Below are 26,737 nucleotides of genomic sequence, written 5' to 3'. Positions count from 1 at the left end.
CTGTATGCAGGCTGTCGGCCGCGCTTGCCGGTCGGCTTGGCCTCCCACATCATCTCGGGGTCGAACCAGATCGTCAGCGAACCCCGGCGCTTCAGCGCTTCGGTATAGGACCGCCAGTTCCTGGTCTTGCAGGTCGGAGGTATCGGTCTGCTCATGTGACCCAGCTATCACGCTGGATGCACCGGATGAATCCAAAACCAGATTTTGCGCAACAGCGCCCCGCGAAACGGCCGATGGCATCGCCGCGCGCATCGCCCGCGAACCCGCCTTTCGGCCCGGCGCCCTGAAGCTTGCCCATGTCGACAATTCCGGCGATCTGGAGACGGCCTGCGCCGCCTTCCTGACCGCCCTGACCGAGGTTGCTGCCCCATGATCCTGGCCAATGCCGAACTGATCCTGCCCGATCGCGTCCTGCGCGGCGCCATCCATGTGGAGGATGGCCTGATCGCTGCGATCACCGAGGGCGGCGCGGTGCCCGAAGGCGCCATCGACTGCGCCGGTGCGCATGTCGCGCCGGGGCTGATCGAGCTGCATACCGACAATCTCGAGCGTCATATCCAGCCGCGGCCCGGCGTCGACTGGCCGCATTCCGCCGCGATCCTCGCCCATGACGGGGAACTGGCCTCGGCCGGGATCACCACCGTCTTCGACGCGCTCAGGGTCGGCGTGCTGTCCGGCAAGGCGGTCGAGAATGAACGCTATGCCCGCGCCATCGCCTCGGAAATCAATGCGCTGACGGCGGCGGGGCGGACCCGGATCAGCCATTTCATCCATCTGCGGGCCGAGACATGCTCGGAATCGCTGCTGGAGGAACTGGACGAGTTCGACGACACCGACCGGGTGCGGCTGCTGAGCCTGATGGATCACACGCCCGGCCAGCGGCAGTTCCGTGACCTGTCCAAGCTGGCGCAGTATCATCAGGGCAAGCACGGCCTGTCGGACGCGCAGTTCAAGGCCCATGTCGACCGCCTGCTGGGCCTGCGCCAGAAATATGGCGAGGTGCATGAGGCCGGCGCCGTCGCCGCCGCCCGGCGCATCGGCGCGGTGCTGGCCAGCCATGACGACACCACCCAAGACCATGTCGCCACCAGCGCGGGCCATGGCGCCCGGCTGGCCGAATTCCCGACCACGCCCGAGGCCGCCCGCGCCTGCCACGACCACGGCATCGCGGTGATGGTGGGCGGGCCGAACCTGATCCGGGGCGGGTCGCATTCCGGCAATGTCGCGGCCAGGGATCTGGCCGAGGCGGGGCTTCTGGACATCATTTCTTCGGATTATGTGCCCTCGAGCCTGCTTCTGGGCGCCTGCCAGCTGGCCCGGATCTGGGGCGACCTGCCGCGCGCCATCGCCACCGTCACCGATGCGCCCGCGCGCGCCACCGGCCTGACCGATCGCGGCCGGATCGAGTTCGGCCTGCGCGCCGATCTGATCCGGCTGGCCGACCTGGACCGGACCGCGCGGCTGACCGGCGTCTGGGTCGGGGGGCGGCAGGTCGGTTAGGCGTCGGCGCCGGCCGGAATGTCCCGGTGCCTGCCCGACAGGCTCAGGTGCCGCGTTCGATCAGCTTGCCGGGCAGGAATACGTCCTCCTTCTGCGGCCCCGCCAGCACGTCCAGCAGATTTTCGCACATGGCGGTGATGGGCTGGCGATAGGTGGTCAGGTGATAGGACGGGGCGGCGGCCAGCGGGATGTCGTCGAAGCCGGTGACGGCGATGCGCTGCGGACCGCCCGGCCGGTGGCGCAGGGCCTCGGTGGCACCGATGGCGAGGATGTCGTTCTCGCATACCAGCACATCCGGCAGCTGATCGGCCGGCTCGCTGTCCAGCAGCGCGTTCACCGTCTCGATCGCGGCGTTGAAATCATAGCGCCGGGCATGCTGTGCCCGGACGGCGGTGCCGGTCCGTTGCGCCCAGTAACCGAGGAAACTGTCCAGCCGGTGCAGCTTGGCCGACTGGGTGTCCGGCCCGGCGATGAAGGCCGGGCGCAGGTAGCCCTTTTTCAGCAGATGGTCGGCGATCTCGCGCATCGCCAGCCGGTCGTCGCACGAGATGGTCAGCGTGTTCGGGTTGCTGCTGTAGCGGGCAAAGACCACCAGCTTCTTCACCCGCCGCGCGCCAAGCGCCGTATCCAGCACCCGGTCGTCGAAGCGCGTTCCGATCATCACCGCGGCGTCCACCCGCCTCTGGCTGGCGGCCAGCAGCGCGGCCGAGGCATCCTCGCTTTCCGACATGTTGACCAGCAGCGTGCCCCAGCCATGCGACCACAGGATCCGGGTCAGCCGCTCCAGCAGGACCAGCTTGTGGGGGTTGTTGAAGTCATTGGTGACCAGCGCCACCAGATGCGACCGGTCCGAGGCCAGCGAGGCGGCCAGAAGATCGGGCGCATAGCCCAGCTTCTTGGCCGCCGCCATCACCTTCTCGCGGCTTCTGGGCGAGATCGAGGCATCCTGCTTGAAGGCCCGCGCGACCGTCCAGCGTGAAACCCCCGCTGCCTCGGCCACATGGTCGGCGGTCACCACCGGACCCGGCGCCGCGTTGTCTGGCATGTCGTTCATACCTCACCCTAACCCGCCCGGATCCGGCCCGCAAAGAAATTTGCACGCGTGAGCAAAATAATTATTGCACGCGCGTGCAAGCAGAGTAAGTATCGGCGCTAACAACAGGCCTGTGGCGATTCGAGGGAGGGTGCAGGATGCTGAGGGTTGCGCTGTTGGGTGCTGGCCGGATCGGTCAGGTCCACGCCAGATCCATTGCCGCAAATGGGGACAGCCGGCTGATCGCCGTCGCCGACGCGGTCCCCGAGGCGGCGCAGAAGCTTGCCGCCGATTTCGGCGCCGAGGTCCGCTCGATCGATGAGATCCTTGTCGATGACGGCATCGACGCCGTCCTGATCGCGACCTCGACCGACACCCATTCCGACCTGATCGAGCGTGCCACCGCCGCCGGCAAGGCGGTGCTGTGCGAAAAGCCCGTCGATCTGTCGCTGGATCGCGCTCTGACCGCGCTGAGGAACGTCGCCACGACCGGCCGGCCGGTGATGATCGGCTTCAATCGCCGTTTCGATCCGCAATTCGCCGCGCTCAAGGCGGCTTTCGACCGGGGCGAGATCGGCAAGGGTGAACTGCTGTCGATCACCTCCTTCGATCCGGCGCCGCCGCCGGTCAGCTATATCCGGGTCTCGGGCGGGCTGTTCCGCGACATGATGATCCATGATTTCGACATGGCCTGCTGGATCTTCGGCGGCGCCCCGTCGCGGGTCACGGCCGCCGGCAGTTCCATCGTCGATCCCGCCATCGGCGAGGCCGGCGATGTCGATACCGCCGTCGTCACGCTGCAATGGGACGACGGGCGCATCTGCGTCATCAAGAATTCGCGCCGCGCCGGCTATGGCTATGACCAGCGGATCGAGCTTCTGGGCTCGAAAGGGCTTCTGTCGGCCAGGAACGTGCTGGAAAACACCGTCGAGAAGATCACCGCCGAGGGCGCAAGCGCCGCGAAGCCGGTCTATTTCTTCCTCGAACGCTACATGCGGGCCTATGAAATCGAATGGACCGCCTTCATCGATGCGCTGAGGTCCGGGGCCAGGATGCCGGTGACCCTCGGCGAGGGGGTGGCCGCGCTGGCCTGCGCCGAGGCCGCGACGCGCTCGGCCGCGACCGGCGCGACTGTGGCGGTGACGCCCGACATGCTGGGGGCCTGAGCATGCGCCAGACGGGTTGCTGCACATGGATCTTCGGGGGCGAGGAACTGCCCGCCATCGCCGCCCGCGTCAGCCGGGCCGGTCTCGACGGGGTTGAACTGCACGGCGATATCGACGGGATCGACCCGGAACAGGCTGGCCGCATCTTCGCCGACCACGGGCTTGCGATCTTTTCGATCACGCCCGGCGACGCCGATATCTCGCATCCTGATCGGGCGATCCGCGATCAGGCGGTGGAATATTACGAACGCCTGATCGTCTGGGCCGGGCGTCTCGGCCAGCCCCCGGGCCTGCCGCGAATCTCCTGCCACGGGCTGGTGCAGCGGATCCGGCCCATCAGCGATCAGGCCGACGAGGACGCGCATCTGGCGGACAGCACGCGCCGCATCTGTGCGGCTGCCGAACGGGCCGGGCTGCCGGTCGTGTTCGAGATCCTCAACCGCTATGAAAGCCATCAGGTGCGGACCGTGGCCGAGGGGCTGGCGCTTCTGGATCGCGTCGGCGCGCCGAACCTGTCGCTGCTGCCCGACGCCTATCACATGAATATAGAGGAGGCCGATCCCGCCGCCGCCCTCGACCGGGGCGGGGACCGGATCGGGCTTTATCATGCCGCCGATTCCAACCGTGGCGCGATCGGCGACGGGCATACCGATTTCGCGGCACAGTTCGCCGCGCTGGACCGAATCGGCTATGATGGCCCGATCATCATCGAACCCGCCGCGCCCGGCCCCGACCCGTTCAACACGGACAAGGGCGAGGGTTTCCGTGACAGGCTGGAGGATATCCTGTCACGCTCGGTCCGCGCGATCCGGGCATTGGGCGGCTGAGAATGCATCCGGCGCCATCCGCGCCGGATGAGCAGGGTGCCGGGGAGGCGCCCGAATAACCACGAATGGGAGGAAAAACATGAAATTCTTGCTTGCAGCTACTGCCATGACCATGGCCCTTGCGGCCCCGTCTCTGGCGCAGGACATCGTTGTCGTGGCCCATGGTCAGGCCAACGACCCGTTCTGGTCGGTGGTCAAGAACGGCGCGGCCAAGGCCGGCGAGGACAGCGGCGCCAATGTCGAATTCCGCTCGCCCGAGACCTTTGACATGGTCCAGATGAGCCAACTGATCGACGCCGCCGTGAACCAGGAACCCGACGGGCTGGTCGTCTCGATCCCAGATCCCGATGCGCTCGGGCCCTCGATCCAGCGCGCCATCGAGGCCGGCATCCCGGTCATCTCGATGAATTCGGGCGGTGATGTGGCCGCCGATCTGGGCATCCTGCTGCATGTCGGCCAGTCGGAATACGATGCGGGCGTCGCTGCCGGCAGGAAACTGGCCGAACTGGGCGGCACCAAGGGCATCTGCGTCAACCAGGAGGTCGGCAATGTCGCGCTGGACCAGCGTTGCGCGGGCTTTGCCGAGGGGTTCGGCAACCCGGTCGAGGTGATCCCGACCCAGGCCGATCCGACCGAGGTGCAGTCCAAGGTGCGCGCGGCACTTGAGGCCGATCCCGATGTCAACGCGGTCCTGGGCCTGAACGCCACGCTGGTCGGCGAACCCTCGGTCGAAGCCGCCGCCGCAGTCGGCCGCGAGGGCGTGCTGATCGCCACCTTCGACATGTCGGCGGGCTTTCTCGAGGCGGTGGCCGACGGACGTGCCGCCTTCGCCATCGACCAGCAGCAGTTCCTGCAGGGCTATCTGCCGGTGAACTTCCTGGCGCTGCATGCCAAATACGGGCTGATGCCGGGCGGCGACGTGCCCTCGGGGCCGAACCTGATCACTCAGGACAAGGCCGCGCAGGTGGTCGAACTGTCCGCCCAGGGCATTCGCTGAGGCCGATCCCTGCGCGCGCGGCGGATGCGCCGCGCGCCTGCCACATCTTTCCCATCCGGGTGGAGGACCCCCATGACGACGGACGCTACGTCTCCGGCGGACGAACGGATCAAATCCGAATCGTTCGTCACCCGCCTGATGAAACGGCCAGAGCTCGGCGCCATCGGCGGCGTCATCCTGGTGACGATCTTCTTCCTGATCACCGCCGACAGCGCCATGTTCACGCTTTCGGGCATCGTCAACTTCCTGACGCCCGCCGCGCAGCTGGGCATCCTCGGCATTGCCGCGGCGATGCTGATGATCGGCGGTGAGTTCGACCTGTCCATCGGCTCGATGGTGGCCTTCACCGGGCTGATCTTCGGGGTCCTCGCGGTCAATATGGGCCTGCCGCTGATCGTCGCGATCCCGGTGACGCTGCTGGCCGCCGCCGCCATGGGGGCGCTGAACGGCTATGTCGTCATCCGCACCGGCCTGCCCAGCTTCATCGTGACGCTGGCCTTCCTGTTCATCCTGCGCGGTGCCTCGCTGGTCGGGCTGAAACTGTTCACCGGCGGCTCGACCCAGCTGCGCGGGGTGCGCGACGCGGTTCAGGGCGATTTTCTGACCCCGTTCTTCTCGGGCGATGCCTTCGGCGGGCTGTTCCGCTGGCTGGCCGAGCGCGGCATCGTCGAAAGTTTCGGGTCCGGCGCCCCCAAGGTGCCCGGCATCCCGGTCGAGATCCTGTGGTTCATCCTGATGGCGCTGGTCTGCACCTTCGTGCTGCTGCGCACGCCCGCCGGCAACTGGATCTTCGCCACCGGTGGCGATGACAATGCGGCGGCGAATTCCGGCGTGCCGGTCCGGCGGGTCAAGATCGCACTGTTCATGCTGACCGCCTGCGCCGCGGCGCTGGTCGCGGTCATCACCGTGATCGACGCCGGCTCGACCGATGCCCGGCGCGGCTTCATGAAGGAGTTCGAGGCGATTATCACCGCGGTGATCGGCGGCTGCCTGCTGACCGGCGGCTATGGCTCGGCCATCGGCGCCTTCTTCGGCGCCATCATCTTCGGCATGGTGACGATCGGGCTGACCTATACCGATTTCGATCAGGACTGGTTCCAGGTCTTTCTGGGCGCGATGCTTCTGCTGGCCGTGGTCTTCAACAACGTCATCCGCAAGCGCGTGACGGGAGAGCGTTGAGATGTCCGATCCCATCATCCATATGGAAAACATCAAGAAGCATTTCGGCAATGTCATCGCTCTGAACGGCGTGACCTTCGATGTCCGGCCCGGCGAATGCCACTGCCTTCTGGGCGATAACGGCGCCGGCAAATCGACCTTCATCAAGACCATGTCCGGCGTTCACAAGCCGACCGCGGGCGAGATCTTCTTCGAGGGCAAGCCGCTGAGCTTCGACAGCCCGCGCGACGCGATGGAGGCCGGCATCGCCACCGTCTTCCAGGATCTCGCCATGATCCCGCTGATGAGCGTGACGCGCAATTTCTTCATGGGCCGCGAACCGACCCGGGGCCGGGTCATCAAGCGCTTTGACGTGGACCGGGCCAATGCGGTCACCATGGAGGAAATGCGCAAGATGGGCATCAACCTGCGCGCCCCCGATCAGGCCGTCGGCACGCTGTCGGGGGGCGAGCGTCAGACCGTCGCCATCGCCCGCGCCGTCTATTTCGGCGCCAAGGTGCTGATCCTCGACGAGCCGACCTCGGCGCTGGGCGTGCGCCAGACCTCGAACGTGCTGGCGACCATCGACCGGGTCCGGGGCCAGGGTGTCGGGGTGGTGTTCATCAGCCACAATGTTCGTCACGCCATGGCCGTGGGCGACCGTTTCACGGTGCTGAACCGGGGCCAGACGCTGGGCACCGCCGTCAAGGGCGAAATCGACGCGGCGGAATTGCAGGACATGATGGCGGGCGGTCAGGAACTGGCCCGGCTCGAAGGGTCGCTGGGCGGCACGATCTGAAACCGGCGGGCCGGCGCGCCCGCCCCCGAAGGATAAAGGTGTGACGAGATGACGGACCGGATGCCTTCCCGCCCTCTGGGGGTGGCGCTGATCGGCACGGGCTTCATGGGCAAATGCCACGCCATGGCCTGGCGCAATGTCGCCACCGTCTTCGGCGGCGCCCATCCCCGGCTGGAGATTCTGTGCGACGCGCCGGCCGACAAGGCCGCGGGCTTTGCCGCCCGGTTCGGCTTTGCCCGGGGCAGCGACGACTGGCAGGCGACGGTGGCCGATCCGGGCGTCGATGTGGTGTCGATCACCACGCCCAACGGGTTGCACCGGCCCATGGCCGAGGCGGCCCTCGGCGCGGGCAAGCATGTCTGGCTGGAAAAGCCGATGGCACTGAGTTTGGCCGATGCGAAGGCCATGGCCGATCTTGCCGCCGCCCATCCCGGCCAGGTGACGCTTCTGGGCTATAACTATCTGCGCAACCCGGCCTTCCAGCAGGCGCGGCGGCTGATCACCGAGGGCGCCATCGGCCGCCCGCTGGCCTTCCGGGGCGTCTATGACGAAGACTATTCCGCCGATGCCAGCCTCCCGTGGTCGTGGCGGATGACTCACGAGGGGGGCGGGCTGGGCGCGCTGGGCGATCTGGGCTGCCACCTCGTGAGTCAGATGATCGCGCTGATGGGGCCGGTGGCCGAACTCACGGCCATGACCCAGATCGCCGTGCCGCAGCGGCCCTCGCCCGATGGCCCGCGCGCGGTGGAAAACGAGGACAGCGCCCTTGCGCTGATCCGCTTTGCCTCGGGCGCGCAGGGGTCCTTTGCCACCTCGCGCGTCGCGCGCGGCCGCAAATGCCGCCTGCAATGGGAGGTGCATGGCTCGGACGGCGCGCTGGTCTTCGATCAGGAGAACATGAACGAATTCTGGCTGTATCGCGCCGGCGAGGCCGGGTTCACCCGCCACCTCTCCGGCCCCGAACAGCCCGATTTCGCCGCCTTCTGCCCGGCGCCGGGGCATAATTTCGGCTTCAATGAACAGAAGGTCATCGAATGCCGCGACCTGCTGCAGGCCATTGCCGGCGGCCCCGTAGCAGCCCCCGATTTCGCGGCCGGCCTGCGGATCGAACGGATCATTCACGCCATGGCGACCTCTGAGGGCCGCCCGGTCAGGATCGAGGAGAATGCCCATGAAGACGCTTGACCTGATCACGATCGGCCGCAGTTCTGTTGACCTGTATGGCGACCAGATTGGTGGCCGGTTGGAGGACATGGGGTCTTTCAGCAAGTATATCGGCGGCAGTCCGACGAATATCGCCTGCGGGACGGCGCGGCTCGGGTTGAAGAGCGCCGTCATCACAGGTGTTGGTGACGAGCATATGGGCCGCTTCATCCGCGAGCAACTGGTGCGCGAGGGCGTGGACGTGCGCGGCGTGAAGACCGATCCCGACCGGCTGACGGCGCTGGTTCTGCTGGGCATCCGCGACGAGGACAGTTTCCCGCTGATCTTCTACCGCGAGAATTGCGCCGATATGGGGCTGACCGAGGCTGACATCGACGAGGATTTCATCGCCTCGGCCCGCGCCGTGGTGGCGACCGGCACGCATCTGTCGCATCCGCAGACCGAGGCCGCGACGATCAGGGCGCTGGATTTCGCGCGCAAGCACGGCGCGCGGACGGCGCTGGATATCGACTATCGCCCGAACCTCTGGGGCGTCGCCGGCCATGGCGAGGGCGAGAGCCGCTTCGTCGAAAGCGCCGCGGTGACGGCGAAGCTGCAGGCGAGCCTGCATTATTTCGACCTGATCGTCGGCACCGAAGAGGAGTTCCACATCGCCGGCGGCAGCACCGATACGATTGCGGCGCTGCGGGCGGTGCGGGCGGTCTCGGATGCGACGCTGGTCTGCAAGCGCGGGGCGGCCGGTGCGGTCGCCTTCGAGGGCGCGATTCCGGACAGCCTGGACGAGGGCCGGACCGGCCCCGGTTTCCCGATCGAGGTCTTCAACGTGCTGGGCGCGGGCGACGGGTTCTTTTCCGGGCTGATGAAGGGCTGGCTGGACGGCGAGGACTGGCCGCGCGCGCTGGAATATGCCAATGCCTGCGGGGCTTTCGCGGTCAGCCGCCATGGCTGCACGCCCGCCTATCCCTCGCTGACGGAACTGGACTTCTTTCTGAAGCGCGGCGTCACGCGGCCCGATCTGCGGAACGATGCCGAACTGGACCGGATCCACCGGGCGACGAACCGCACCAACCCGGGCGCGGGCGACTGGTCCGAGATGCGGGTCTTTGCCTTCGACCATCGCGGCCAGCTGGAGGAGATGGAGGGCTATACGCCCGCGAAGGGCGGCGCCTTCAAGGAGCTGTGCCTGAAGGCCGCGCGGCAGGTCGCGGACGGGCGTCCGGGCCATGGCATCCTCTGCGACAACCGTATCGGGCGGGCGGCCCTGCATGCGGCCTCCGGCGCGGGCCTGTGGATCGGGCGGCCCTGCGAATGGCCGGGCTCGCGGCCCTTGCAACTCGAGCCGGAACTGGGCGCGGATTGCGGCGGCTTGCACGAATGGGCGCGCGAGAATGTGGTGAAGGTGCTGTGCTTCTGCCACCCGGATGACGATGCGCAGGTGCGCGCGGATCAGGAGGCGACGGTGACGCGGCTTTATGCCGCCGCCCGGCGCAACAGGCTGGAATTCCTGCTCGAGATCATCCCCTCGAAGGTCGGGCCGGTCGATGACGGCACGGCGGCGGTGCTGATCCGGCAATTCTATGCCGCCGGGATCTTCCCCGACTGGTGGAAGCTGGAGCCGATGCGGAGCCGTGCGGGCTGGCAGAACGCGATCGCCGCCATCGAGGAGCATGACCGCCAGACGCGCGGCATCGTGGTCCTTGGGCTGGAGGCGCCCGAGGATGAGCTTGCGGCGAGTTTCAAGGTCGCGGCGGGCTTCGATCTGGTGCGCGGCTTTGCGGTCGGGCGCACGGTCTTCGCCGATCCTGCGCGGGACTGGCTGGCGGGGCGGATCGGCGACGGGGAGGCGGTGGCGCGGATGGCCGATCGTTACGCCCGGCTCTGCGCCATCTGGGACCGGGCGCGGGCCGCGGCGCGGCCGGCGGGCGAGGCGCGGGCGGCGCGGCGGGAAGGGGGCTTTGCCCCCATCGCCTGACGGCGATTCCCCCAGGATATTTGGCATGAAGGAGAATGGGCGTGGAGGCGAGAAGATGAGCGGGACGATCCGTCTGACGGCGGCGCAGGCGATGGTGCGCTGGCTGTCCGTGCAGATGAACGCGGAGGGCCAGCGCTTTGTCGAGGGCGTCTGGGCGATCTTCGGCCATGGCAATGTGGCCGGCCTGGGCGAGGCGCTGCACGGGATCGGCGACGCCCTTCCGACCTGGCGCGGGCAGAATGAGCAGACCATGGCCCATGCCGCGATCGCCTATGCCAAGGGCAGCGCGCGCCGGCGGGCGCAGGCGGTGACCACCTCGATCGGGCCGGGGGCCACGAATGTGGTGACGGCGGCGGCACTTGCGCATGTGAACCGGCTGCCGCTTCTGGTGATCGCGGGCGATGTCTTTGCCAATCGCCGCCCCGATCCGGTGCTGCAGCAGGTCGAGGATTTCGGCGACGGCACGGTTTCCGCCAATGACTGTTTCCGCCCCGTCAGCCGCTATTTCGACCGCATCACAAGGCCCGAGCATCTGCTGACGGCCTTGCCGCGTGCGATGCGGGTGATGACCGATCCGGCGGATTGCGGGCCCGCGGTGCTGGCCTTCTGTCAGGATGTGCAGGCGGAAGGATTTGACTGGCCCGAGGCGTTCTTCGCGCCGCGCGTCTGGCGCATCCGCCGGCCCGAGCCCGACCGGGCGGAACTGGCCGGGGTGGCGGCGATGATCCGCGCCGCAGAGGCCCCGGTGATCGTGGCCGGTGGCGGTGTCATCTATTCGGGTGCCGAGGAGGCGCTGGCGGATTTTGCCAGCCGCCACAACATTCCGGTGATCGAGACCCAGGCCGGCAAATCCGCCCTGCCGCAATCGCATCCGATGAACCATGGCGCGGCGGGGGTGGATGGCTCGGCCGCCGCGAACCGGGTGGCGGGGAAGGCCGATCTGGTGATCGGCATCGGCACGCGGCTGCAGGATTTCACCACCGGCTCGCGGACCCTATTCGGGGATGCGGCCCTGGCCTCGATCAATGTGCAGCCCTATGATGCGATGAAGCATGGCGCGGTCAGCCTCGTCGCCGATGCGAAGGTCGCGCTGGAGGCGCTGGCCGGGGCACTTGGCTTGTATCGCGCCGAGGCGGCCGAGCCGCAGGCGCGCGCCGATTGGCTGGCCGCCGTCGATGCCCATTGCGCCGCGCCCATGGACACGAACGCCCTGCCGACCGATGCGCAGGTGATCGGCGCGGTGCAGCGCGCGACCGGCGAAGACGCCATCGCCATGTGCGCCGCCGGCACCATGCCGGGCGCGCTGAAACTGCTGTGGCAGGCCAGCCGCCACGGCTATCACATGGAATACGGCTACAGCTCCATGGGCTACGAGATCGCGGGCGCGATGGGGCTGAAGCTGGCCCGGCCCGAGCGCGAGGTGATCTGCTTCGTCGGCGATGGCTCCTACATGATGGCGAACAGCGAGCTGGCGACGGCGGCGATGCGGCGCATTCCCTTCACCGTGGTCCTGACCGACAATCGCGGCTATGGCTGCATCAACCGGCTGCAGCGGGGCACTGGCGGCGCGCCCTTCAACAATCTCTATGCGGACAGCAGGATCGAGGCGCAGCCGCAGATCGACTTCGTGGCCCATGCCGCCAGCATGGGCGCGCATGCGGTGAAGGCCGAAACCATCGCCGATCTGGAGGCGCAGATCAAGGTGGCGCGGAGCCGCGACATCCCGACGGTCATCGTCATCGACACCACCGCCGAACCCGGCCCCGGCGACGGGCTGGAGGGGGCGGGGCACTGGTGGGACGTGGCCGTGCCCGAGGTCGGCGGGACCGACCGGCTGCGCGCCGCCCATGACGCTTATCTGCGCGGCATGGCCCGCCAGCGGCTTCTGAACTGAGGAAAGACGCATGATCCTTTATGGCACCAATCCCATCGCCTGGTCGAATGACGACGATCACAGCATCGGCGCGCATCTGAGCCTGTCGGACTGCCTGTCGGACTGCCGCGAGATCGGCTTTGACGGCATCGAGAAGGGCCACAAGATGCCCTCGGACGGGGCGGAGCTGAAGGCCGCGCTGGCCGTCTATGGGCTCGGCTTCATCGGCGGCTGGCATTCGACCAACATCCTCGCCCCCGGCGCGACCGCCGCGGCCGAGCGCGCGGCGCTGGACGCGCATATCGCCATGTCGAAGGCGGCGGGCAGCGATCTGGTTATCATCTGCGAATGTTCGAACACGGTGCATGGCGATCCGCAGGTGGCGGCGAATGACCGGCCGATCCTGTCAGATGCGGACTGGGACCGGCTGATGGCGGGCATCAACGATCTGGCCGCCCATGCCGCCCGGCAGGGGATGCGCTTCTGCTATCACCATCATGTCGGGTCCTGCGTCGAAAGCGCCGCCGATATCGACCGCTTCATGGCGGCGGCCGGCCCGGATGTGCATCTGCTGCTGGATACCGGGCATGCCCGTTTTGGCGGCGCCGATCCGGTCGAGGTCGCGCGCAGATACATGCAGCGCGTCGGCCATATCCATTGCAAGAACATCCGCGCCGGGGTGATGGATCAGGTCCGGGCCGAGGGGCTGTCCTTCATCGAGGGGGTCCGCCGCGGCGCCTTCACCGTGCCCGGCGACCCCGAGGGCTGCGTGGACTTCGCCCCGGTGCTGAAGATCGCGGCCGAGGCCGGCTATCAGGGCTGGCTGGTGATCGAGGCCGAACAGGACAGCGCCATCCGCGAGCCGCTGCAGTACCAGTCGATGGGCCATCGCGCCCTGCGCCGGATGGCGGTCGAGGCCGGGCTGGACCGCGATGCGCAGGCCCGGGCGTAAGGCGCGGGACCGCGCAACGCGCGTTGCCGGTGTACAGGCTGTGCACGCGCCGTGCCCCGCGCGTGTCCGCGTGGTGCAGCCGGATCCCCGGCAATTGCTGGCCCGAACCGCCCATCGGGCGATTTCGCCCGCAACGGGCTGCGCGCGCCCGTTGCGCGCCCATCTGAAAGGAGCCTCTGATGCCTGATCTTCTGCGCCGACCCTTCGGCAGCCATGGCAAGGTCCACCAGATCACCCCGGCCGATGCCGGCTGGCGCCATGTCGGCTTCGGGCTCTACCGGCTTCGCGCCGGCGACAGGATCGCCGAGGCCACCGGCGCCTGCGAGGTCATCCTGGTCATGGTCGAGGGCAAGGCGCGCATGAAGGCCGCCGGCCGGGACTGGGGCCTGCTGGGCGAGCGGATGGATGTCTTCGAGAAGACCCCGCCGCATTGCCTCTATGTGCCGGACGGCCATGACTGGCAGGCCGAGGCGGCGACGGATTGCGTGATCGCGGTCTGTTCGGCGCCCGGGCGCGGCGGCCATCAGGCGCGCCGGATCGGCCCCGACGGGATCACCCTGACCGAGCGCGGAAAGGGCACGAATACCCGCCATATCAACAACATCGCCATGGAGGACCAGGATTTCGCCGACAACCTTCTGGTGACCGAGGTGTTCACGCCCGCGGGCCACTGGTCCAGCTATCCCAGCCACCGCCACGACGAGGACGATTTCCCCCGCATCACCTATCTGGAGGAAACCTATTACCACCGCCTGAACCCCGGCAATGGCTGGGCGATCCAGCGCGTCTATACCGATGACGGCAGCCTCGACGAGGCGATGGCGGTCAGGGATGGCGACGTGGTCCTCGTCCCCCGCGGCCACCACCCCTGCGGCGCCCCCTACGGCTTCGAGATGTATTACCTCAACGTCATGGCCGGACCGCGCAGGAACTGGAGATTCATCCCCGCCCCAGAGGTCGAATGGATCATGGAACGGGACAAGGGGTAGGGAACAGCGGGGGGCGGCATTTTCCCGGCCCGAACCTCTCTCGGCGGTTCACCCCATGGGACATGTCTACTAGAGAGGCGGGAAAGGCAGGAACGATCAGGAGGGGCCGGCATGCGTGTCGTCTTCATGGGAACCCCGGAATTCTCGGTGCCGGCGCTGCGCGCGCTGGTGGCGGCGCATGATGTCGTCGCGGTCTATTCGCAGCCGCCGCGAGAGGCCGGACGAGGCCAGAAGCCGAGGCCCTCGGCCGTGCAGGCCGCAGCCGAGGCGTTGGGGATCACGGTTCGCACGCCGCTGCGGCTGCGCGACGCCGTGGCGCAGGCGGAATTCGTGGCGCTTGGCGCGGATGTGGCGGTGGTCGTGGCCTATGGATTGATCCTGCCGCAGCCGGTGCTGGATGCGCCGCGGCTCGGTTGCCTGAACATCCATGCCTCGCTTCTGCCGCGCTGGCGGGGGGCGGCGCCGATCCACCGGGCGGTGATGGCCGGCGACGCCGAAATCGGCGTGGCGATCATGCAGATGGAGGCGGGCCTGGATACCGGGCCGGTGCTGGCCGAGGCGCGCACGACGATCGGCGCCGAGGAAACGACCGCCGACCTGCATGACCGGCTGGCCGGAATGGGCGCCGATCTGATCGTCGAGGTCCTGGCCGGGCTGCCGATGACGGCCGTCCCGCAATCCGGGGCGGGGGTGAGCTATGCCGCCAAGATCGACAAGGCCGAGGCACGGATCGACTGGACCCGCCCGGCGGTCGAGATCGACCGGCAGATCCGCGGCTTGTCGCCCTTTCCGGGGGCCTGGTGCGAGATCGGGGCCGAACGGGTCAAGCTGCTGCGCAGCCGCCTGGCGAACGGGCAGGGGGCGCCCGGCGAGGTCCTGTCCGGCTTTCGCATCGCCTGCGGCGCGGGGGCGGTCGAGATCACCGAGGCACAGCGATCCGGCAAGAAGCCGATGGCCGCCCGCGATCTTCTGAGGGGCTGGGCGCTGCCCGCGCGGCTGAGCTAGGGGCGGGGGAACCCGCCCTTCGCGGCCGCTGCGGCGGGGGCCTGCCCCCGCCCGGCGGGCGCGAACGCCGTCGCGGGACGCAAATCTCGGCGGCAGGCGCTACAGCGCGCCGTGGCAGTGCTTGAACTTCCTGCCCGAACCGCAGGGGCAGGGATCGTTGCGGCCCGGATTGCCCCAGCTTGCGGGGTTGCTCTCGTCGAAGCCCTCGACCAGCGGGGCGGGCTTCTCCGCGTCGTCGCTCGATTGCTTCTCGGCGCCGTGCTCCATGGTCAGGTGTTCCTGCCGGGCCTTCTGCTGCTCGGCCATCTGGCGCAGCATTTCCTCGCGCTCGGCCTCGGTCAGCGGGCGGATCTGGGACAGTCGCTGGGTCACGTCGAAGCGCAGCCCGTCCAGCAGCGTCTCGAACAACTGGAAGCCCTCGGTCTTGTATTCCGACAGGGGATCGCGCTGCGCATAGCCGCGGAAACCCACGACCGAGCGCAGATGTTCCAGCGTGACCAGATGCTCGCGCCATTTCTGGTCGATCATCTGCAGCAGGACCTGCTTTTCGATCATCCGCATGTTCTCGATGCCGAAACCCTGTTCCTTCTCGGCCATGTAGGTGTCGGTGGCGTCCACGATCCGTTCCCGCAGCACCTCCTGATCCACGCCCTCCTCGGTCGCCCAGTCGGCGACCGGCAGGTTCATGTTCAGCTTTTCGCGCACGGCCGTCCGCAGCCCGTCGGTGTTCCACTGATCGGCATAGGTCTTCGGCGGCATGAAATCCTCGACAAGATCCTCGATCACCTGATGGCGCATGTCGGCCGCGATCTCGCCCACCTCCTCGCTGTCCATGATCTCGCGGCGCTGGCTGAAGATCGCCTTGCGCTGGTCGTTCATCACGTCGTCGAATTTCAGCAGCTGCTTGCGGATGTCGAAGTTCCGCCCCTCGACCTTGGCCTGGGCCCGTTCCAGCGACTTGTTGACCCAGGGATGGACGATGGCCTCGCCCTCCTTCATGCCCAGCGAGGACAGCACCTTGTCCAGCCGTTCCGAGCCGAAGATCCGCATCAGGTCGTCATCCAGCGACAAAAAGAACAGCGAGCGCCCCGGATCGCCCTGGCGGCCCGAGCGGCCGCGCAGCTGGTTGTCGATGCGGCGGCTTTCATGGCGCTCGGTGCCCAGAACGAACAGCCCGCCCGCATCCAGCACACGCTGCTTGTCGGTGGCGTGTTCTTTCTCGATCCGGGCGCGCAGTGTGTCGGGATGGGCCTCGGGATCGGCCTGCAGCGCCTCCAACACCTTCATCTCGACATTGCCGCCCAGCTGGATGTCGGTGCCGCGGCCGGCCATGTTGGTGGCGATGGTGACCGCGCCGGGCTTGCCGGCATCGGCGACGATCTGCGCCTCGGCCTCGTGCTGGCGGGCGTTCAGCACGTTATGGGGGATGCCGTCGCGGGTCAGCATGGCCGCCAGCATCTCGGACTTCTCGATGCTGGTGGTGCCGACAAGGGTGGGCTGGCCCTTGGCATGGGCTTCCTTGATCGCCTCGATCACGGCGGTGTATTTCTCGTCCGCGGTGCGATAGACCCGGTCGTCCTCGTCGCGGCGCTGGATCGGGCGGTTGGTCGGCACCTCGACCACGCCAAGGCGATAGATCTCGGCGAATTCCTCGGCCTCGGTTGCCGCCGTGCCGGTCATGCCGCCCAGCTTCTCGTAAAGCCGGAAATAGTTCTGGAAGGTGACGCTGGCCAGCGTCACGTTCTCGGGCTGGATATCGACGCCCTCCTTGGCCTCGATCGCCTGATGCAGCCCGTCCGAGAGGCGGCGGCCCTTCATCATCCGGCCGGTGAATTCGTCGATCAGCACCACCTCGCCGTCGCGGACCATGTATTGCTGGTCCTTCTGGAACAGCTTGTGGGCGCGCAGGGCCTGGTTGGCATGGTGGACGATGGTGGTCGATTCCGGGTCATAGAGGGTCTGGCCCTCGGGCAGCACGCCATCGGCCCACAGCCTCTGTTCCAGAAACTCGTTGCCCTCTTCGGTGAAGGTGGCGTTGCGGGTCTTCTCGTCCAGCTTGAAATGCTCTGCGGTCAGCTGCGGGACATACTTGTCCAGCACGCGATACAGTTCGCTGCGGTCCTGCGACGGCCCCGAGATGATCAGCGGCGTGCGGGCCTCGTCGATCAGGATCGAATCGACCTCGTCGACGATGGCGAAATGATGGCCGCGCTGGACCATCTCGGCGACCGAGCCCTTCATGTTGTCGCGCAGATAGTCGAAGCCCAGCTCGTTATTGGTGGCATAGGTGACATCGGCGGCATAGGCCTCGCGCTTCTCGGCCTCGGGCTGGAACGGATAGACGACGCCGGTGGTCATGCCAAGCTGCGCGAAGACCTTGCCCATCCAGGCGGCGTCGCGCTTGGCCAGATAGTCGTTCACCGTGACGACATGCACGCCACGCCCGGTCAGCGCGTTCAGATAGGCCGGGAAGGTGGCGACCAGGGTCTTGCCCTCGCCGGTCTTCATCTCGGCGATATTGCCCTGATGCAGGAAGATGCCACCCTTCAGCTGCACGTCGAAGGCGCGCAGGCCAAGGGCGCGGCGGGCCCCCTCGCGGCAATTGGCGAAGGCCTCGGGCAGGATGTCGTCAACGCTCTCGCCGCCCTCGACGCGCTGCCGGAATTCGCGGGTCTTCTCAATCAGCCCCTCGTCGCTCAGCGCCTTGAATTCCTCTTCCAGCGCATTGATCCGGGCCACCAGCGGGCGGGTCGATTTCACCTTGCGGTCATTGGGCGTGCCAAAGACCTTCTTCGCCAGAGTTCCGATGCCGAGCATGTTACCTTCGCAATCACGTTGTTGGGAAAGGCCGCCCCGGCCGGGCCACTTGCCCCTGCCTTCCGCATTGCCGTATCAGGGGCAGGAACGAAAAGCGGCGGCGGCGCCTTCCACGGTTGCGTGGGGATGTATGCCTCGCCTGCCTGACTGTCAACGCTGGCCCGGTTCCCTGAACGGTTCCGGGCGTGACTGCAAAGGATTTTTCATGCTGAGACCCTCGATTCTGGCCGCCGTCGTGATCGCGACCCCGGTGCTGATGCCCCTTGCCGCGCTGGCGCAGGACCAGAACGCCGATACCGTTGTCGCAACCGTGAACGGCCAGACGATCACGCTGGGGCAGATGATCGTGATGAAGCAGTCGGTGCAGGACCCGCAGATGGCCGGGCTGCCCGATCAGGCGCTGTGGGACCTGATGCTGGACCAGCTGGTCCGCCAGACCGCCGTGGCCGCGACCGGCGCGGAAAATGCCGGCGTGCGCGCGCAGCTGGAACTGCAGCGCCGCAACACGCTGGCCACCGCCGCGGTGACCGTGGTGGCCGAGGTCGCCCCGACCGACGAGGAGATTCAGGCCGCCTATGACCGGCTGTTCAGCACGGCCGAGCCGGTGACCGAATATTCCGCCGCCCATATCCTGGTCGAGACCGAGGAACAGGCGAAGGAAATCAAGGCCGAACTGGACGGAGGCGCCGATTTCGGCGCGCTGGCCGAGGAACGCTCGACCGGGCCCAGCGGCCCGAACAAGGGCGATCTGGGCTGGTTCAGCGCCGACCAGATGGTGCCCCCCTTCGCCGAGGCGGTGCAGGCGATGGAAAAGGGCGCCGTGTCCGATCCGGTGCAGACCGAATTCGGCTGGCATGTCATCAAGCTGAACGACAGCCGCGTGAAGGAGGCGCCCGAACTGGCCGAGGTCCGCGAGCAGATCGACCAGATGGTCCGCCGCGACAAGGTCGAGGCCGAGATCGAGCGCCTCGTCGGGGCAGCCGAGGTCGAAAAGACCGAGGGCGTCGATCCGGCGCTGATGAACAAGGTCGAGTTGCTGGAGGCCGAATGATGGGCAAGGCAGGTCTGCCGGTTTCCCCGCTGGCGCCCGCAGGCTTTCCCGACCTGCCGGTGATCGCCGGCGTCGAATTCGCCAGCGGTGCGGCCGGGGTCAAGTACCAGGGCCGCACCGATGTGACGCTGATCCGCATCGCGCCGGGTTCCACCGTGGCCGGGGCGTTCACCAGATCCTCGACCCGCGCGGCCTGCGTGCTGGACTGTCAGGCCAAGCTGGCGCAGGGCGGCGATGCGCCCGGGGGCGCGGCGATCATCGTCAATTCTGGCAACGCCAATGCCTTCACCGGCGCGCGCGGACAGGAATCGGTCAATGCCGTGACCGGCGCGGTCGCGACCCGGCTGGGGGTGCCCGCCGGGCGGGTGTTCTCGTCCTCGACCGGGGTGATCGGCGAGCCGCTGCCGCATGAGCGGATCGTCGCCATCATCGGCGATCTGGCGGAGGGGCTGGATCAGGGTGGGGCGGCGGATGCCGCCCGTGCCATCATGACCACCGACACCTTCCCCAAGGGCGCCTCGGCCGAGGTTCCGGGCGAGGGCGGGACAATCCGCATCGCCGGCATCGCCAAGGGTTCGGGCATGATCGCGCCCGACATGGCGACGATGCTGGTCTATGTTTTCACCGATGCGAAGATTGCCGCGACGCTGTTGCAGCGGGCGCTGAGCAGCGGCCTGGACCGCAGCTTCAACGCGATCACCGTGGACAGCGACACCTCGACCTCGGATGCGCTGATCCTTGCGGCGACCGGGCAAGGCGGCGCGGCCGAGATCACCTCGCTTGAGGGCGGCACAGGCGCGGCCTTCGTGCAGGCGCTGCATGGCGTCATGCGCGATCTGGCGCAGCTTGTGGTGCGCGACGGCGAGGGGGCGACGAAATTCGTCGAGGTGCAGGTGACGGGGGCGGTTTCGGAGGCCGACGCGCAGCGGGTCGCCATGGCCATCGCCAATTCGCCGCTGGTCAAGACCGCCATCGCCGGCGAGGACGCGAACTGGGGCCGGATCGTCGCCGCCGTCGGCAAATCCGGCGCCGAGGCCGATCGCGACCGGCTGACCATCCGCTTTGGCGACATGATCCTGGCCGAAAACGGCTGGCGCGCGCCCGATTACGACGAGGCGAAGGCCAGCGCCTACATGAAGAACCAGGATCTGCTGATCGCGGTCGATCTGGGGCTGGGGCAGGGCGCGCGGACCGTCTGGACCTGCGATCTGACCCATGGCTATATCGACATCAACGCGGATTACCGGTCTTGAAGACGGTCCTTGTCGCCGCCGTCGCGCTGATCGATCCTGACGGGCGGGTGCTTCTGGCGCAGCGCCCCGAGGGAAAATCCATGGCCGGGCTGTGGGAGTTTCCGGGCGGCAAGGTCGAGCCGGGCGAAACCCCCGAAGCGGCGCTGATTCGGGAACTGCATGAGGAACTGGGCATCGACACCTGGCAATCCTGCCTCGCGCCGCTGACCTTCGCCAGCCACAGCTATGAGGATTTCCACCTGCTGATGCCGGTCTTTGTCTGCCGCAAATGGCAGGGGATCGTGCGGCCCGTCGAGGGGCAGAAACTGGCATGGGTTCATGCCAGGGACCTGCGCGGCTATCCGATGCCGCCGGCGGATATTCCGCTGATCCCGGCGCTGCAGATGTGGCTCTGAGCGCGCAGCCGGGCGATTAGTCCCGGCCGGGTGCGCTTCGAGCCGCTGGCCGTAAACGAATCCTTCATAATCCGGTCAGGGGCGGCGCGCAGGTCGGTTGCCGCCCGAGGACCCCCGGTTTCACGCGATCCCAGGACGGCATATGAAAAAGGGCGGCCCGTCGCCGCCCTTCTCTGACCGAACAGATGCCTGCAGCACCTTACAGGGTGCGCTCGACCTCTTCGCGCTCGAAGATCTCGATGACATCGCCCGGGCGGATATCGTCGTAATTCTCGAACGCCATGCCGCATTCCTGACCGGATTGCACTTCCTTGACCTCGTCCTTGAAGCGCTTCAGCGTCTTCAGCGTGCCTTCGTGGATCACCACGTTGTCGCGCAGCAGGCGAACGCCGGCCGAACGGCGGGCGACGCCCTCGGTGACCAGACAGCCCGCGACCTTGCCGACGCCGGTGACCTTGAAGACTTCGCGGATCTCGGCATAGCCGATGAAGTTCTCGCGGACCTCGGCCGACAGCAGGCCGGAGGCGGCGGCTTTGATGTCGTCCACCAGATCGTAGATGATCGAGTAATAGCGGATCTCGACCCCCTTCTGGTTGGCGGAATTGCGCGCGGGCGCATTGGCACGGACGTTGAAGCCGATGACCGGGGCATTCGACGCCTCGGCCAGGCCGATATCCGATTCGGTGATCGCGCCGACGCCGTAATGCAGCACCCTGACCCGGACTTCTTCGTTGCCGACCTTTTCCAGCGCCTGCACGATCGCCTCGGCCGAGCCCTGCACGTCGGCCTTCACCACCACCGGCAGTTCGGACACGCTTTCATCCGCCTTGGCCTTCGCCATCAGTTGTTCCAGCGTCGTCGCGGCACCGGCCGCGGCGCGTTTGTCCTTGGCCTGCTGGTTGCGGTAATCGGCGATCTCGCGCGCCTGGGCCTCGGTCTCGACCACGTTCAGCACGTCGCCGGCTTCGGGCGTGCCGTTCAGGCCCAGAACCTCGACCGGAACCGAGGGGCCGGCCTCATCCACGCGTTCGCCCTTGTCGTTGATCAGGGCGCGGACCTTGCCCCACTGTTCGCCGACGACGAAGATGTCGCCGCGATGCAGGGTGCCGTTCTGGACCAGAACCGTGGCGACGGGGCCGCGGCCCACATCCAGCTGCGCCTCGATCACCGCGCCCTGCGCGGCGCGGTCGGGATTGGCCCGCAATTCGAGGATCTCGGCCTGCAGCGCGATGGCGTCCAGCAGCTGATCCAGCCCCTGGCCGGTCTTGGCCGAAACCTCGACATCCTGCACATCGCCCGACAGCTTCTCGACGATCACCTCGTGATGCAGCAGCGCCGTGCGCACCTTGTCGGGATCGGCGGCGGGCTTGTCGATCTTGTTGATCGCCACGATCATCGGCACCCCGGCCGCCTTGGCGTGGTTGATCGCCTCGACGGTCTGCGGCATCACCGCGTCATCGGCGGCCACGACCAGCACGACGATATCGGTGACCTGCGCACCGCGCGCCCGCATCGAGGTGAAGGCGGCGTGACCCGGCGTGTCGAGGAAGCTGAGCACGGCCCCCGATTCGGTCTTCACCTGATAGGCGCCGATATGCTGGGTGATGCCGCCGGCCTCGCCCGAGACGACATTGGCATGCCGGATCGCGTCCAGAAGCGAGGTCTTGCCGTGGTCGACATGGCCCATGATGGTGATGATCGGCGGGCGCGGCTGCAGATCCTCGGCCTTGTCCTCGACCGTGTCGATGACCTGCTCCACATCTGCATCCGAGACGCGCACGGCCTTGTGGCCGAATTCGTCGATCACCAGTTCGGCCGTGTCGGCGTCGATGGACTGGTTGCCGGTGACCATCATGCCCATCTTCATCAGCGACTTGACGACATCGGCGCCGCGTTCGGCCATGCGGTTCGCCAGTTCCGAGACCAGGATGGTTTCGGGCAGCTGCACTTCGCGCACCTGCTTTTCGGCCCGCTGGCCGCCGCCCATCGCCTTCTGGCGGGCGCGCTCCTGCTTGCGCTTCATCGCGGCAAGGCTGCGCTGGCGGCCGCCCTCGCCCTCAAGCGCCTGGTTCAGCGACAGCTTGCCCGAGCGGCGGTTGTCGTCGCGGGCGCCCTTGTTGCGTGCGTCGCGGTCAGTGCCGCGCTCGGGGCGGTCGCGCTCGGACCGGCGCGGGCCGCCGGCTGCAACGCCCTTGGTTTCGGCACGCGCGGCGGCAGCCTCGATCGAGGCCTGATCCGGCGCGGCGGCGGCGGGCTGCTTGGCAGCCGGCTTGGCCTCTTTCTTCGGCTCGTCCTTGCGCTTGGCCTTTTCCTCGGCCTCGCGGGCGCGGCGTTCGTCCTCTTCGGCCTTGGCCTTCAGCGCCTCTTCGCGTTCGCGGTCCTCGCGTTCCTTGGCCTCGGCCTCGGCGCGGCGGCGCTCGCGTTCTTCCTCGCGGGCCTTTTCCTCGGCGGCGCGGGCGGCGGCCTCGTCGGCTTCGCGCGCCTTGGCGGCGGCAAGGGCCTTCAGGCGGCGCTCCATCTCGGCTTCCGAGATGCCGGCCGGGCGCTTGGACGGATCGCTTGCATGCTTCGAGACCAGGGGCGATCTGACCTTGTCGGCAGCCCCCTGCGCCGCGCCGGGCTTCGGCACGACGACGCGCTTGCGCTTGGTTTCCACGACCACATTCTTGGTGCGGCCATGGCTGAAGCTCTGCTTGACCTGACCCGAACGGCTGCCTGCGCCGCCGACACCCAGGGTCTTTTTACCGTCTTTATCGCTCATCTGTGTCTTCATTCCTTCCCGGCCGCCGAATTGCTGCCGTCATGCCCGCGCAGACCCGTCAGTCTGCCGGCTTCCAAGATCACTTTGTCCGTCAGGCCACCCGCCGCAAGCGCGCCGTGTATGACATGATCGCGCCCGAAGGACAAACCCAATTCTGATGCGGTGAGGCAACCGAACCAGCGTCCGCCGGTCGGTGTCCACAGCTTGCCTTTTCCGCGTTCCGAGCCGTCGCTGGCCTGCAGCAGCACCTTCGCGCGCCCCTCGGCCAGCCAGCCCTTCACCTTCTCGAACCCGGCCACCGCATGGCCCGATTTCCGGGCCAGCGATACCAGTTCCACGACTCGCCTCGCCAGCCCCGCCTCGACCAGATCGGCCAGCCCCTCGGGCGCCGTCACCTGCGCCTTCGCGGCGCGCGAGAACAGCCCCTTGGCGGCGGCCTTCTGGATCGCGGCACGGTCGGCCGACACCCAGATGCCTCGCCCGGGCAGCTTCTCGGCCAGATCGGGCACGACCACCCCGTCGGGGCCGGCCACGAACCGGATCAGGCCGGGCTTGGGCTGGACCTCGCCGGTGACGATGCAGCGCCGTTCGGGCTCATCGCGAGTCTTTATGCGTCCACCGCGGCTCAAGCGCGCAGATCCGGGGCATCACGCCCCGGCCTCCTCGTCGCTGTCGCCTTCCTCGGCCTCGGCCTCGGTCGCGCTTTCCAGTTCCGCCGGATCGACCCAGCCCAGCATGACGCGGGCGGTCATCACCATGGTCTGCGCCTCTTCCAGCGAGATGTCGAAGGGTTCCAGCAGCCCTTCGTCCTTCACGCGCTGGCCATCCACCGTGGTCCAGCCGCCGGCCAGTTCCCAATCGGCGCAGGTGGCGAAATCTTCCAGGGTCTTGATGCCGTCCTTGGCCAGTGCCTCGACCATCTGGGGTGTCAGCCCCTCGAATTCAATGAGGCTGTCCTCGGCGCCCAGGGCGCGGGCGGCCTCGAGCGCGGCTTTCGCGCGGGCTTCCAGCACGTCGCGGGCGCGGGCCTGCAGCTCCTCGGCCGTGCCTTCGTCGACGCCCTCGATGGACAGCAGTTCGTCCAGGTCGACATAGGCGACCTCTTCCAGATCGGTGAAGCCTTCGGCGACCAGCAACTGGGCGAAGAACTCGTCCAGATCCAGCGCCTCCATGAACAGGCCCGTGCGGGCGTTGAACTCGGCCTGCCGGCGCTTGGATTCCTCTTCCTCGGTCAGGATGTCGATGTCGAGGCCGGTCAGCTGGCTGGCCAGGCGGACGTTCTGGCCGCGCCGCCCGATGGCGAGGCTCAGCTGCTCGTCCGGGACCACGACCTCGATCTTGTTCGCCTCTTCGTCGAACACGACCTTGGCCACCTCGGCCGGCTGCAGCGCGTTGACCAGGAAGGTCGCCTGATCCTCGTTCCAGGGGATGATATCGATCTTCTCGCCCTGCAATTCGCCGACGACGGCCTGAACGCGGCTGCCGCGCATGCCGACGCAGGCACCAACCGGGTCGATCGAGTTGTCGTAGGAGATGACGGCGATCTTGGCCCGGCTGCCCGGATCACGGGCCACGGCCTTGATCTCGATGATGCCGTCATAAATTTCCGGCACTTCCATCTTGAACAGTTCCGCCATGAATTGCGGATCGGTGCGCGACAGGAAGATCTGCGGGCCGCGCGTCTCGCGGCGCACGTCCTTGACATAGGCGCGGATGCGGTCGTTCGGGCGATAGCTTTCGCGGCCGATCTTCTCGTTGCGGCGCAGGATCGCCTCGCCCCGGCCGACATCGACGATGATGTTGCCGTATTCCTCGCGCTTGACGATGCCGTTGATGATGGTGCCGGCGCGGTCCTTGAATTCCTCGTATTGCCGGTCGCGCTCGGCCTCGCGGACGCGCTGCAGGATCACCTGTTTGGCGCTTTGCGCGGCGATGCGGCCCAGATCGACGGGCGGAACCTGTTCCTGAAAGACATCGCCCACCTGCGGCAGGCCGGCGAATTCCTCGACCATCTGGCCCTCGCGCAGCCAGATGGTGCGGCCGTCGCGGGACGGCTCGAAATAGGGCTTGGCCTGCGCCGGCGTGAACTCGGCCTGGTAATTCTCAAGCTCTTCTTCCTCGACCACGGTGCGGGCGCGGGTGAAGGTGGCATTGCCGGTCTTGCGGTCGATCCGCACGCGGATATCCATCTCCGAGCCATAGCGCGACTTGGCCGCGCGGGCGAGACTGTCCTCCATCGCCTCGATGACCAACTCGGGCTCGATCATCTTCTCGCGCGCGACGGCCTCGGCCGTCTGCAACAGTTCCAGCTGATTGGCAGAGGTGATCGCCATCACTTACTCCTTGGCATCGGCGCCGTCCGCGCCCTGATTGTCTTCGGTTTCGCCGTCGTCCTCGGTCTCGACCGCGTCGAAGGCGCTTTCATCAAGATGGTCGATCTCGACCCCGGCCTCTTTCTTCTGGCGCAGCATCTCGCGGATCAGCTCGTCGGTCAGGACCAGCTTGGCGTCGGAAAGCCAGTCGAAATTCAGCCCGATCGTATGGGTTTCGCCGGCCTCGTCGATATTCAGCAGCACTTCCTCGCCCTCGACCCCGGCCAGCACGCCCTTCCAGCGCTTGCGCCCGTCGATGGGCTGGTTCGTCTCCAGCTTGGCCTCATAGCCCTCGAAGGTCGCGAAATCCTTCAGCCGGGTCAGCGGCCGGTCGATGCCGGGGCTGCTGACCTCGAGGTGATAGGCGTCCTCGAGCGGATCCTCGACATCCAGCGTGGCGCTGACCGCGACCGAGATATCGCCGCAATCGTCGACATTGATGCCGCCTTCGGGCCGGTCGGCCATGATCTGCAGCGTCGCCGTCTTGCCGCCCTGCAGGCGGATGCGCACCAGCTCGAAGCCCAGATCCTCGATCACCGGGGTGATGATCTCGGCCAGGCGCCGGTCGATGGCGGTCTTGGCGATCAGGTCGTTCGACATGGGATCCTTGCAGATATGAAAAAGGGCCCTCAGCGGGCCCATGCGAATGCATC

Annotated in this window: 21 protein-coding genes and 1 pseudogene; 15 read left to right on the top strand and 7 right to left on the bottom strand. The window is 67.5% G+C overall.

Features of this window, described 5'->3' with window-relative positions; genetic code table 11:
* A pseudogene (locus KNW02_RS14215) lies at positions 1-155 on the bottom strand (IS5/IS1182 family transposase); the annotation flags it as partial.
* A 214-nt stretch (positions 156-369) separates the two neighbouring features.
* Between KNW02_RS14215 and KNW02_RS14210 the strand changes: the two are divergent.
* Entirely contained in the window at positions 370-1,500 is a 1,131-nt protein-coding gene (locus KNW02_RS14210; protein WP_216033941.1) for an alpha-D-ribose 1-methylphosphonate 5-triphosphate diphosphatase, read from the top strand.
* A 43-nt stretch (positions 1,501-1,543) separates the two neighbouring features.
* Here KNW02_RS14210 and KNW02_RS14205 read toward each other — a convergent pair whose 3' ends face one another.
* Positions 1,544-2,545, bottom strand: a complete 1,002-nt coding sequence (locus KNW02_RS14205) for a LacI family DNA-binding transcriptional regulator (RefSeq protein ID WP_216033940.1) — start codon at positions 2,543-2,545, stop codon at positions 1,544-1,546.
* 146 nt (positions 2,546-2,691) lie between these two features.
* On the opposite strand from KNW02_RS14205, the gene iolG reads away from it, so the two are divergent.
* The 11 genes from iolG (at position 2,692) to fmt (ending at position 15,435) form a co-directional block, all read left to right on the top strand.
* Positions 2,692-3,699, top strand: a complete 1,008-nt coding sequence (iolG, locus tag KNW02_RS14200; protein ID WP_216033939.1) for an inositol 2-dehydrogenase — start codon at positions 2,692-2,694, stop codon at positions 3,697-3,699.
* A gap of 2 nt (positions 3,700-3,701) precedes the next feature.
* Complete coding sequence (locus KNW02_RS14195) at positions 3,702-4,526, top strand: sugar phosphate isomerase/epimerase family protein (protein WP_216033938.1); 825 nt, start codon at positions 3,702-3,704, stop codon at positions 4,524-4,526.
* 79 nt (positions 4,527-4,605) lie between these two features.
* Positions 4,606-5,523, top strand: coding sequence for a sugar ABC transporter substrate-binding protein (locus tag KNW02_RS14190; RefSeq protein ID WP_216033937.1), 918 nt, complete (start codon positions 4,606-4,608; stop codon positions 5,521-5,523).
* 72 nt (positions 5,524-5,595) lie between these two features.
* Positions 5,596-6,702 (top strand): ABC transporter permease, encoded by a 1,107-nt coding sequence (locus KNW02_RS14185; RefSeq protein ID WP_216033936.1) that lies wholly within the window; start codon positions 5,596-5,598, stop codon positions 6,700-6,702.
* A gap of 1 nt (position 6,703) precedes the next feature.
* Positions 6,704-7,480: an ATP-binding cassette domain-containing protein gene (locus tag KNW02_RS14180; protein ID WP_216033935.1), complete on the top strand. Its 777-nt coding sequence runs from the start codon at positions 6,704-6,706 to the stop codon at positions 7,478-7,480.
* A gap of 60 nt (positions 7,481-7,540) precedes the next feature.
* A complete protein-coding gene (locus KNW02_RS14175; protein WP_216033934.1) occupies positions 7,541-8,665 on the top strand; it encodes a Gfo/Idh/MocA family protein in 1,125 nt (374 codons plus the stop codon).
* Positions 8,652-10,616 (top strand): bifunctional 5-dehydro-2-deoxygluconokinase/5-dehydro-2-deoxyphosphogluconate aldolase, encoded by a 1,965-nt coding sequence (locus KNW02_RS14170; RefSeq protein WP_216033933.1) that lies wholly within the window; start codon positions 8,652-8,654, stop codon positions 10,614-10,616. Before KNW02_RS14175 ends, KNW02_RS14170 begins: the two co-directional genes overlap by 14 nt.
* 55 nt (positions 10,617-10,671) lie before the next feature.
* Positions 10,672-12,510, top strand: coding sequence for a 3D-(3,5/4)-trihydroxycyclohexane-1,2-dione acylhydrolase (decyclizing) (gene iolD, locus KNW02_RS14165; protein ID WP_216033932.1), 1,839 nt, complete (start codon positions 10,672-10,674; stop codon positions 12,508-12,510).
* Between the two features lie 10 nt (positions 12,511-12,520).
* Positions 12,521-13,441 carry a myo-inosose-2 dehydratase gene (gene iolE, locus KNW02_RS14160; RefSeq protein ID WP_216033931.1) on the top strand — a complete coding sequence of 307 codons (921 nt, stop codon included), beginning with the start codon at positions 12,521-12,523 and terminating at the stop codon, positions 13,439-13,441.
* Between the two features lie 179 nt (positions 13,442-13,620).
* Entirely contained in the window at positions 13,621-14,430 is an 810-nt protein-coding gene (gene iolB, locus KNW02_RS14155; RefSeq protein ID WP_216033930.1) for a 5-deoxy-glucuronate isomerase, read from the top strand.
* Between the two features lie 111 nt (positions 14,431-14,541).
* Positions 14,542-15,435 carry a methionyl-tRNA formyltransferase gene (gene fmt, locus KNW02_RS14150; RefSeq protein ID WP_216033929.1) on the top strand — a complete coding sequence of 298 codons (894 nt, stop codon included), beginning with the start codon at positions 14,542-14,544 and terminating at the stop codon, positions 15,433-15,435.
* 99 nt (positions 15,436-15,534) lie between these two features.
* Here the strand turns inward: fmt and secA are convergent, their stop codons facing one another.
* The gene (secA, locus tag KNW02_RS14145; protein ID WP_216033928.1) at positions 15,535-18,252 is read right to left on the bottom strand and encodes a preprotein translocase subunit SecA; all 2,718 of its coding nucleotides are present in this window, start codon (positions 18,250-18,252) and stop codon (positions 15,535-15,537) included.
* A 205-nt stretch (positions 18,253-18,457) separates the two neighbouring features.
* Between secA and KNW02_RS14140 the strand changes: the two genes are divergently transcribed.
* Genes KNW02_RS14140 through mutT form a run of 3 tightly spaced genes read left to right on the top strand, consistent with a single transcriptional unit; the run spans position 18,458 to position 20,951 of the window.
* Positions 18,458-19,303, top strand: coding sequence for a peptidylprolyl isomerase (locus KNW02_RS14140; RefSeq protein ID WP_216033927.1), 846 nt, complete (start codon positions 18,458-18,460; stop codon positions 19,301-19,303).
* Positions 19,303-20,556 (top strand): bifunctional glutamate N-acetyltransferase/amino-acid acetyltransferase ArgJ, encoded by a 1,254-nt coding sequence (argJ, locus tag KNW02_RS14135; protein WP_216033946.1) that lies wholly within the window; start codon positions 19,303-19,305, stop codon positions 20,554-20,556. Before KNW02_RS14140 ends, argJ begins: the two co-directional genes overlap by 1 nt.
* Positions 20,553-20,951 (top strand): 8-oxo-dGTP diphosphatase MutT, encoded by a 399-nt coding sequence (mutT, locus tag KNW02_RS14130; RefSeq protein WP_216033926.1) that lies wholly within the window; start codon positions 20,553-20,555, stop codon positions 20,949-20,951. The genes argJ and mutT overlap by 4 nt, the downstream gene beginning before the upstream one ends.
* 199 nt (positions 20,952-21,150) lie before the next feature.
* Here the strand turns inward: mutT and infB are convergent, their stop codons facing one another.
* From infB to rimP, 4 genes are read right to left on the bottom strand one after another with little or no spacing between them, the layout of a single operon-like run.
* The gene (infB, locus tag KNW02_RS14125; RefSeq protein WP_216033925.1) at positions 21,151-23,712 is read right to left on the bottom strand and encodes a translation initiation factor IF-2; all 2,562 of its coding nucleotides are present in this window, start codon (positions 23,710-23,712) and stop codon (positions 21,151-21,153) included.
* 8 nt (positions 23,713-23,720) lie between these two features.
* Complete coding sequence (locus KNW02_RS14120; RefSeq protein ID WP_216033924.1) at positions 23,721-24,341, bottom strand: RNA-binding protein; 621 nt, start codon at positions 24,339-24,341, stop codon at positions 23,721-23,723.
* An 18-nt stretch (positions 24,342-24,359) separates the two neighbouring features.
* A complete protein-coding gene (gene nusA, locus KNW02_RS14115; RefSeq protein ID WP_216033923.1) occupies positions 24,360-26,045 on the bottom strand; it encodes a transcription termination factor NusA in 1,686 nt (561 codons plus the stop codon).
* A gap of 3 nt (positions 26,046-26,048) precedes the next feature.
* A complete protein-coding gene (gene rimP / locus KNW02_RS14110; RefSeq protein ID WP_216033922.1) occupies positions 26,049-26,684 on the bottom strand; it encodes a ribosome maturation factor RimP in 636 nt (211 codons plus the stop codon).
* Positions 26,685-26,737 lie beyond the last annotated feature (53 nt).

Source organism: Paracoccus marinaquae, from assembly GCF_018860165.1.
Lineage (GTDB): Bacteria > Pseudomonadota > Alphaproteobacteria > Rhodobacterales > Rhodobacteraceae > Paracoccus > Paracoccus marinaquae.
This window is presented reverse-complemented; position numbering and strand designations above follow the sequence as displayed.

Excerpts from the sequence above, each read along its gene's own strand:
- KNW02_RS14175 (WP_216033934.1), top strand. The coding sequence starts at position 7,541 with ATGCCTTCCCGCCCTCTGGGGGTGGCGCTGATCGGCACGGGCTTCATG.
- iolD (WP_216033932.1), top strand. The coding sequence starts at position 10,672 with ATGAGCGGGACGATCCGTCTGACGGCGGCGCAGGCGATGGTGCGCTGG.
- iolB (WP_216033930.1), top strand. The coding sequence starts at position 13,621 with ATGCCTGATCTTCTGCGCCGACCCTTCGGCAGCCATGGCAAGGTCCAC.
- KNW02_RS14185 (WP_216033936.1), top strand. The coding sequence starts at position 5,596 with ATGACGACGGACGCTACGTCTCCGGCGGACGAACGGATCAAATCCGAA.
- KNW02_RS14205 (WP_216033940.1), bottom strand. The coding sequence starts at position 2,545 with ATGCCAGACAACGCGGCGCCGGGTCCGGTGGTGACCGCCGACCATGTG.
- rimP (WP_216033922.1), bottom strand. The coding sequence starts at position 26,684 with ATGTCGAACGACCTGATCGCCAAGACCGCCATCGACCGGCGCCTGGCC.
- secA (WP_216033928.1), bottom strand. The coding sequence starts at position 18,252 with ATGCTCGGCATCGGAACTCTGGCGAAGAAGGTCTTTGGCACGCCCAAT.
- KNW02_RS14170 (WP_216033933.1), top strand. The coding sequence starts at position 8,652 with ATGAAGACGCTTGACCTGATCACGATCGGCCGCAGTTCTGTTGACCTG.
- infB (WP_216033925.1), bottom strand. The coding sequence starts at position 23,712 with ATGAGCGATAAAGACGGTAAAAAGACCCTGGGTGTCGGCGGCGCAGGC.
- KNW02_RS14180 (WP_216033935.1), top strand. The coding sequence starts at position 6,704 with ATGTCCGATCCCATCATCCATATGGAAAACATCAAGAAGCATTTCGGC.
- KNW02_RS14190 (WP_216033937.1), top strand. The coding sequence starts at position 4,606 with ATGAAATTCTTGCTTGCAGCTACTGCCATGACCATGGCCCTTGCGGCC.
- iolE (WP_216033931.1), top strand. The coding sequence starts at position 12,521 with ATGATCCTTTATGGCACCAATCCCATCGCCTGGTCGAATGACGACGAT.
- argJ (WP_216033946.1), top strand. The coding sequence starts at position 19,303 with ATGGGCAAGGCAGGTCTGCCGGTTTCCCCGCTGGCGCCCGCAGGCTTT.
- iolG (WP_216033939.1), top strand. The coding sequence starts at position 2,692 with ATGCTGAGGGTTGCGCTGTTGGGTGCTGGCCGGATCGGTCAGGTCCAC.
- KNW02_RS14140 (WP_216033927.1), top strand. The coding sequence starts at position 18,458 with ATGCTGAGACCCTCGATTCTGGCCGCCGTCGTGATCGCGACCCCGGTG.
- KNW02_RS14210 (WP_216033941.1), top strand. The coding sequence starts at position 370 with ATGATCCTGGCCAATGCCGAACTGATCCTGCCCGATCGCGTCCTGCGC.
- nusA (WP_216033923.1), bottom strand. The coding sequence starts at position 26,045 with ATGGCGATCACCTCTGCCAATCAGCTGGAACTGTTGCAGACGGCCGAG.
- fmt (WP_216033929.1), top strand. The coding sequence starts at position 14,542 with ATGCGTGTCGTCTTCATGGGAACCCCGGAATTCTCGGTGCCGGCGCTG.
- KNW02_RS14195 (WP_216033938.1), top strand. The coding sequence starts at position 3,702 with ATGCGCCAGACGGGTTGCTGCACATGGATCTTCGGGGGCGAGGAACTG.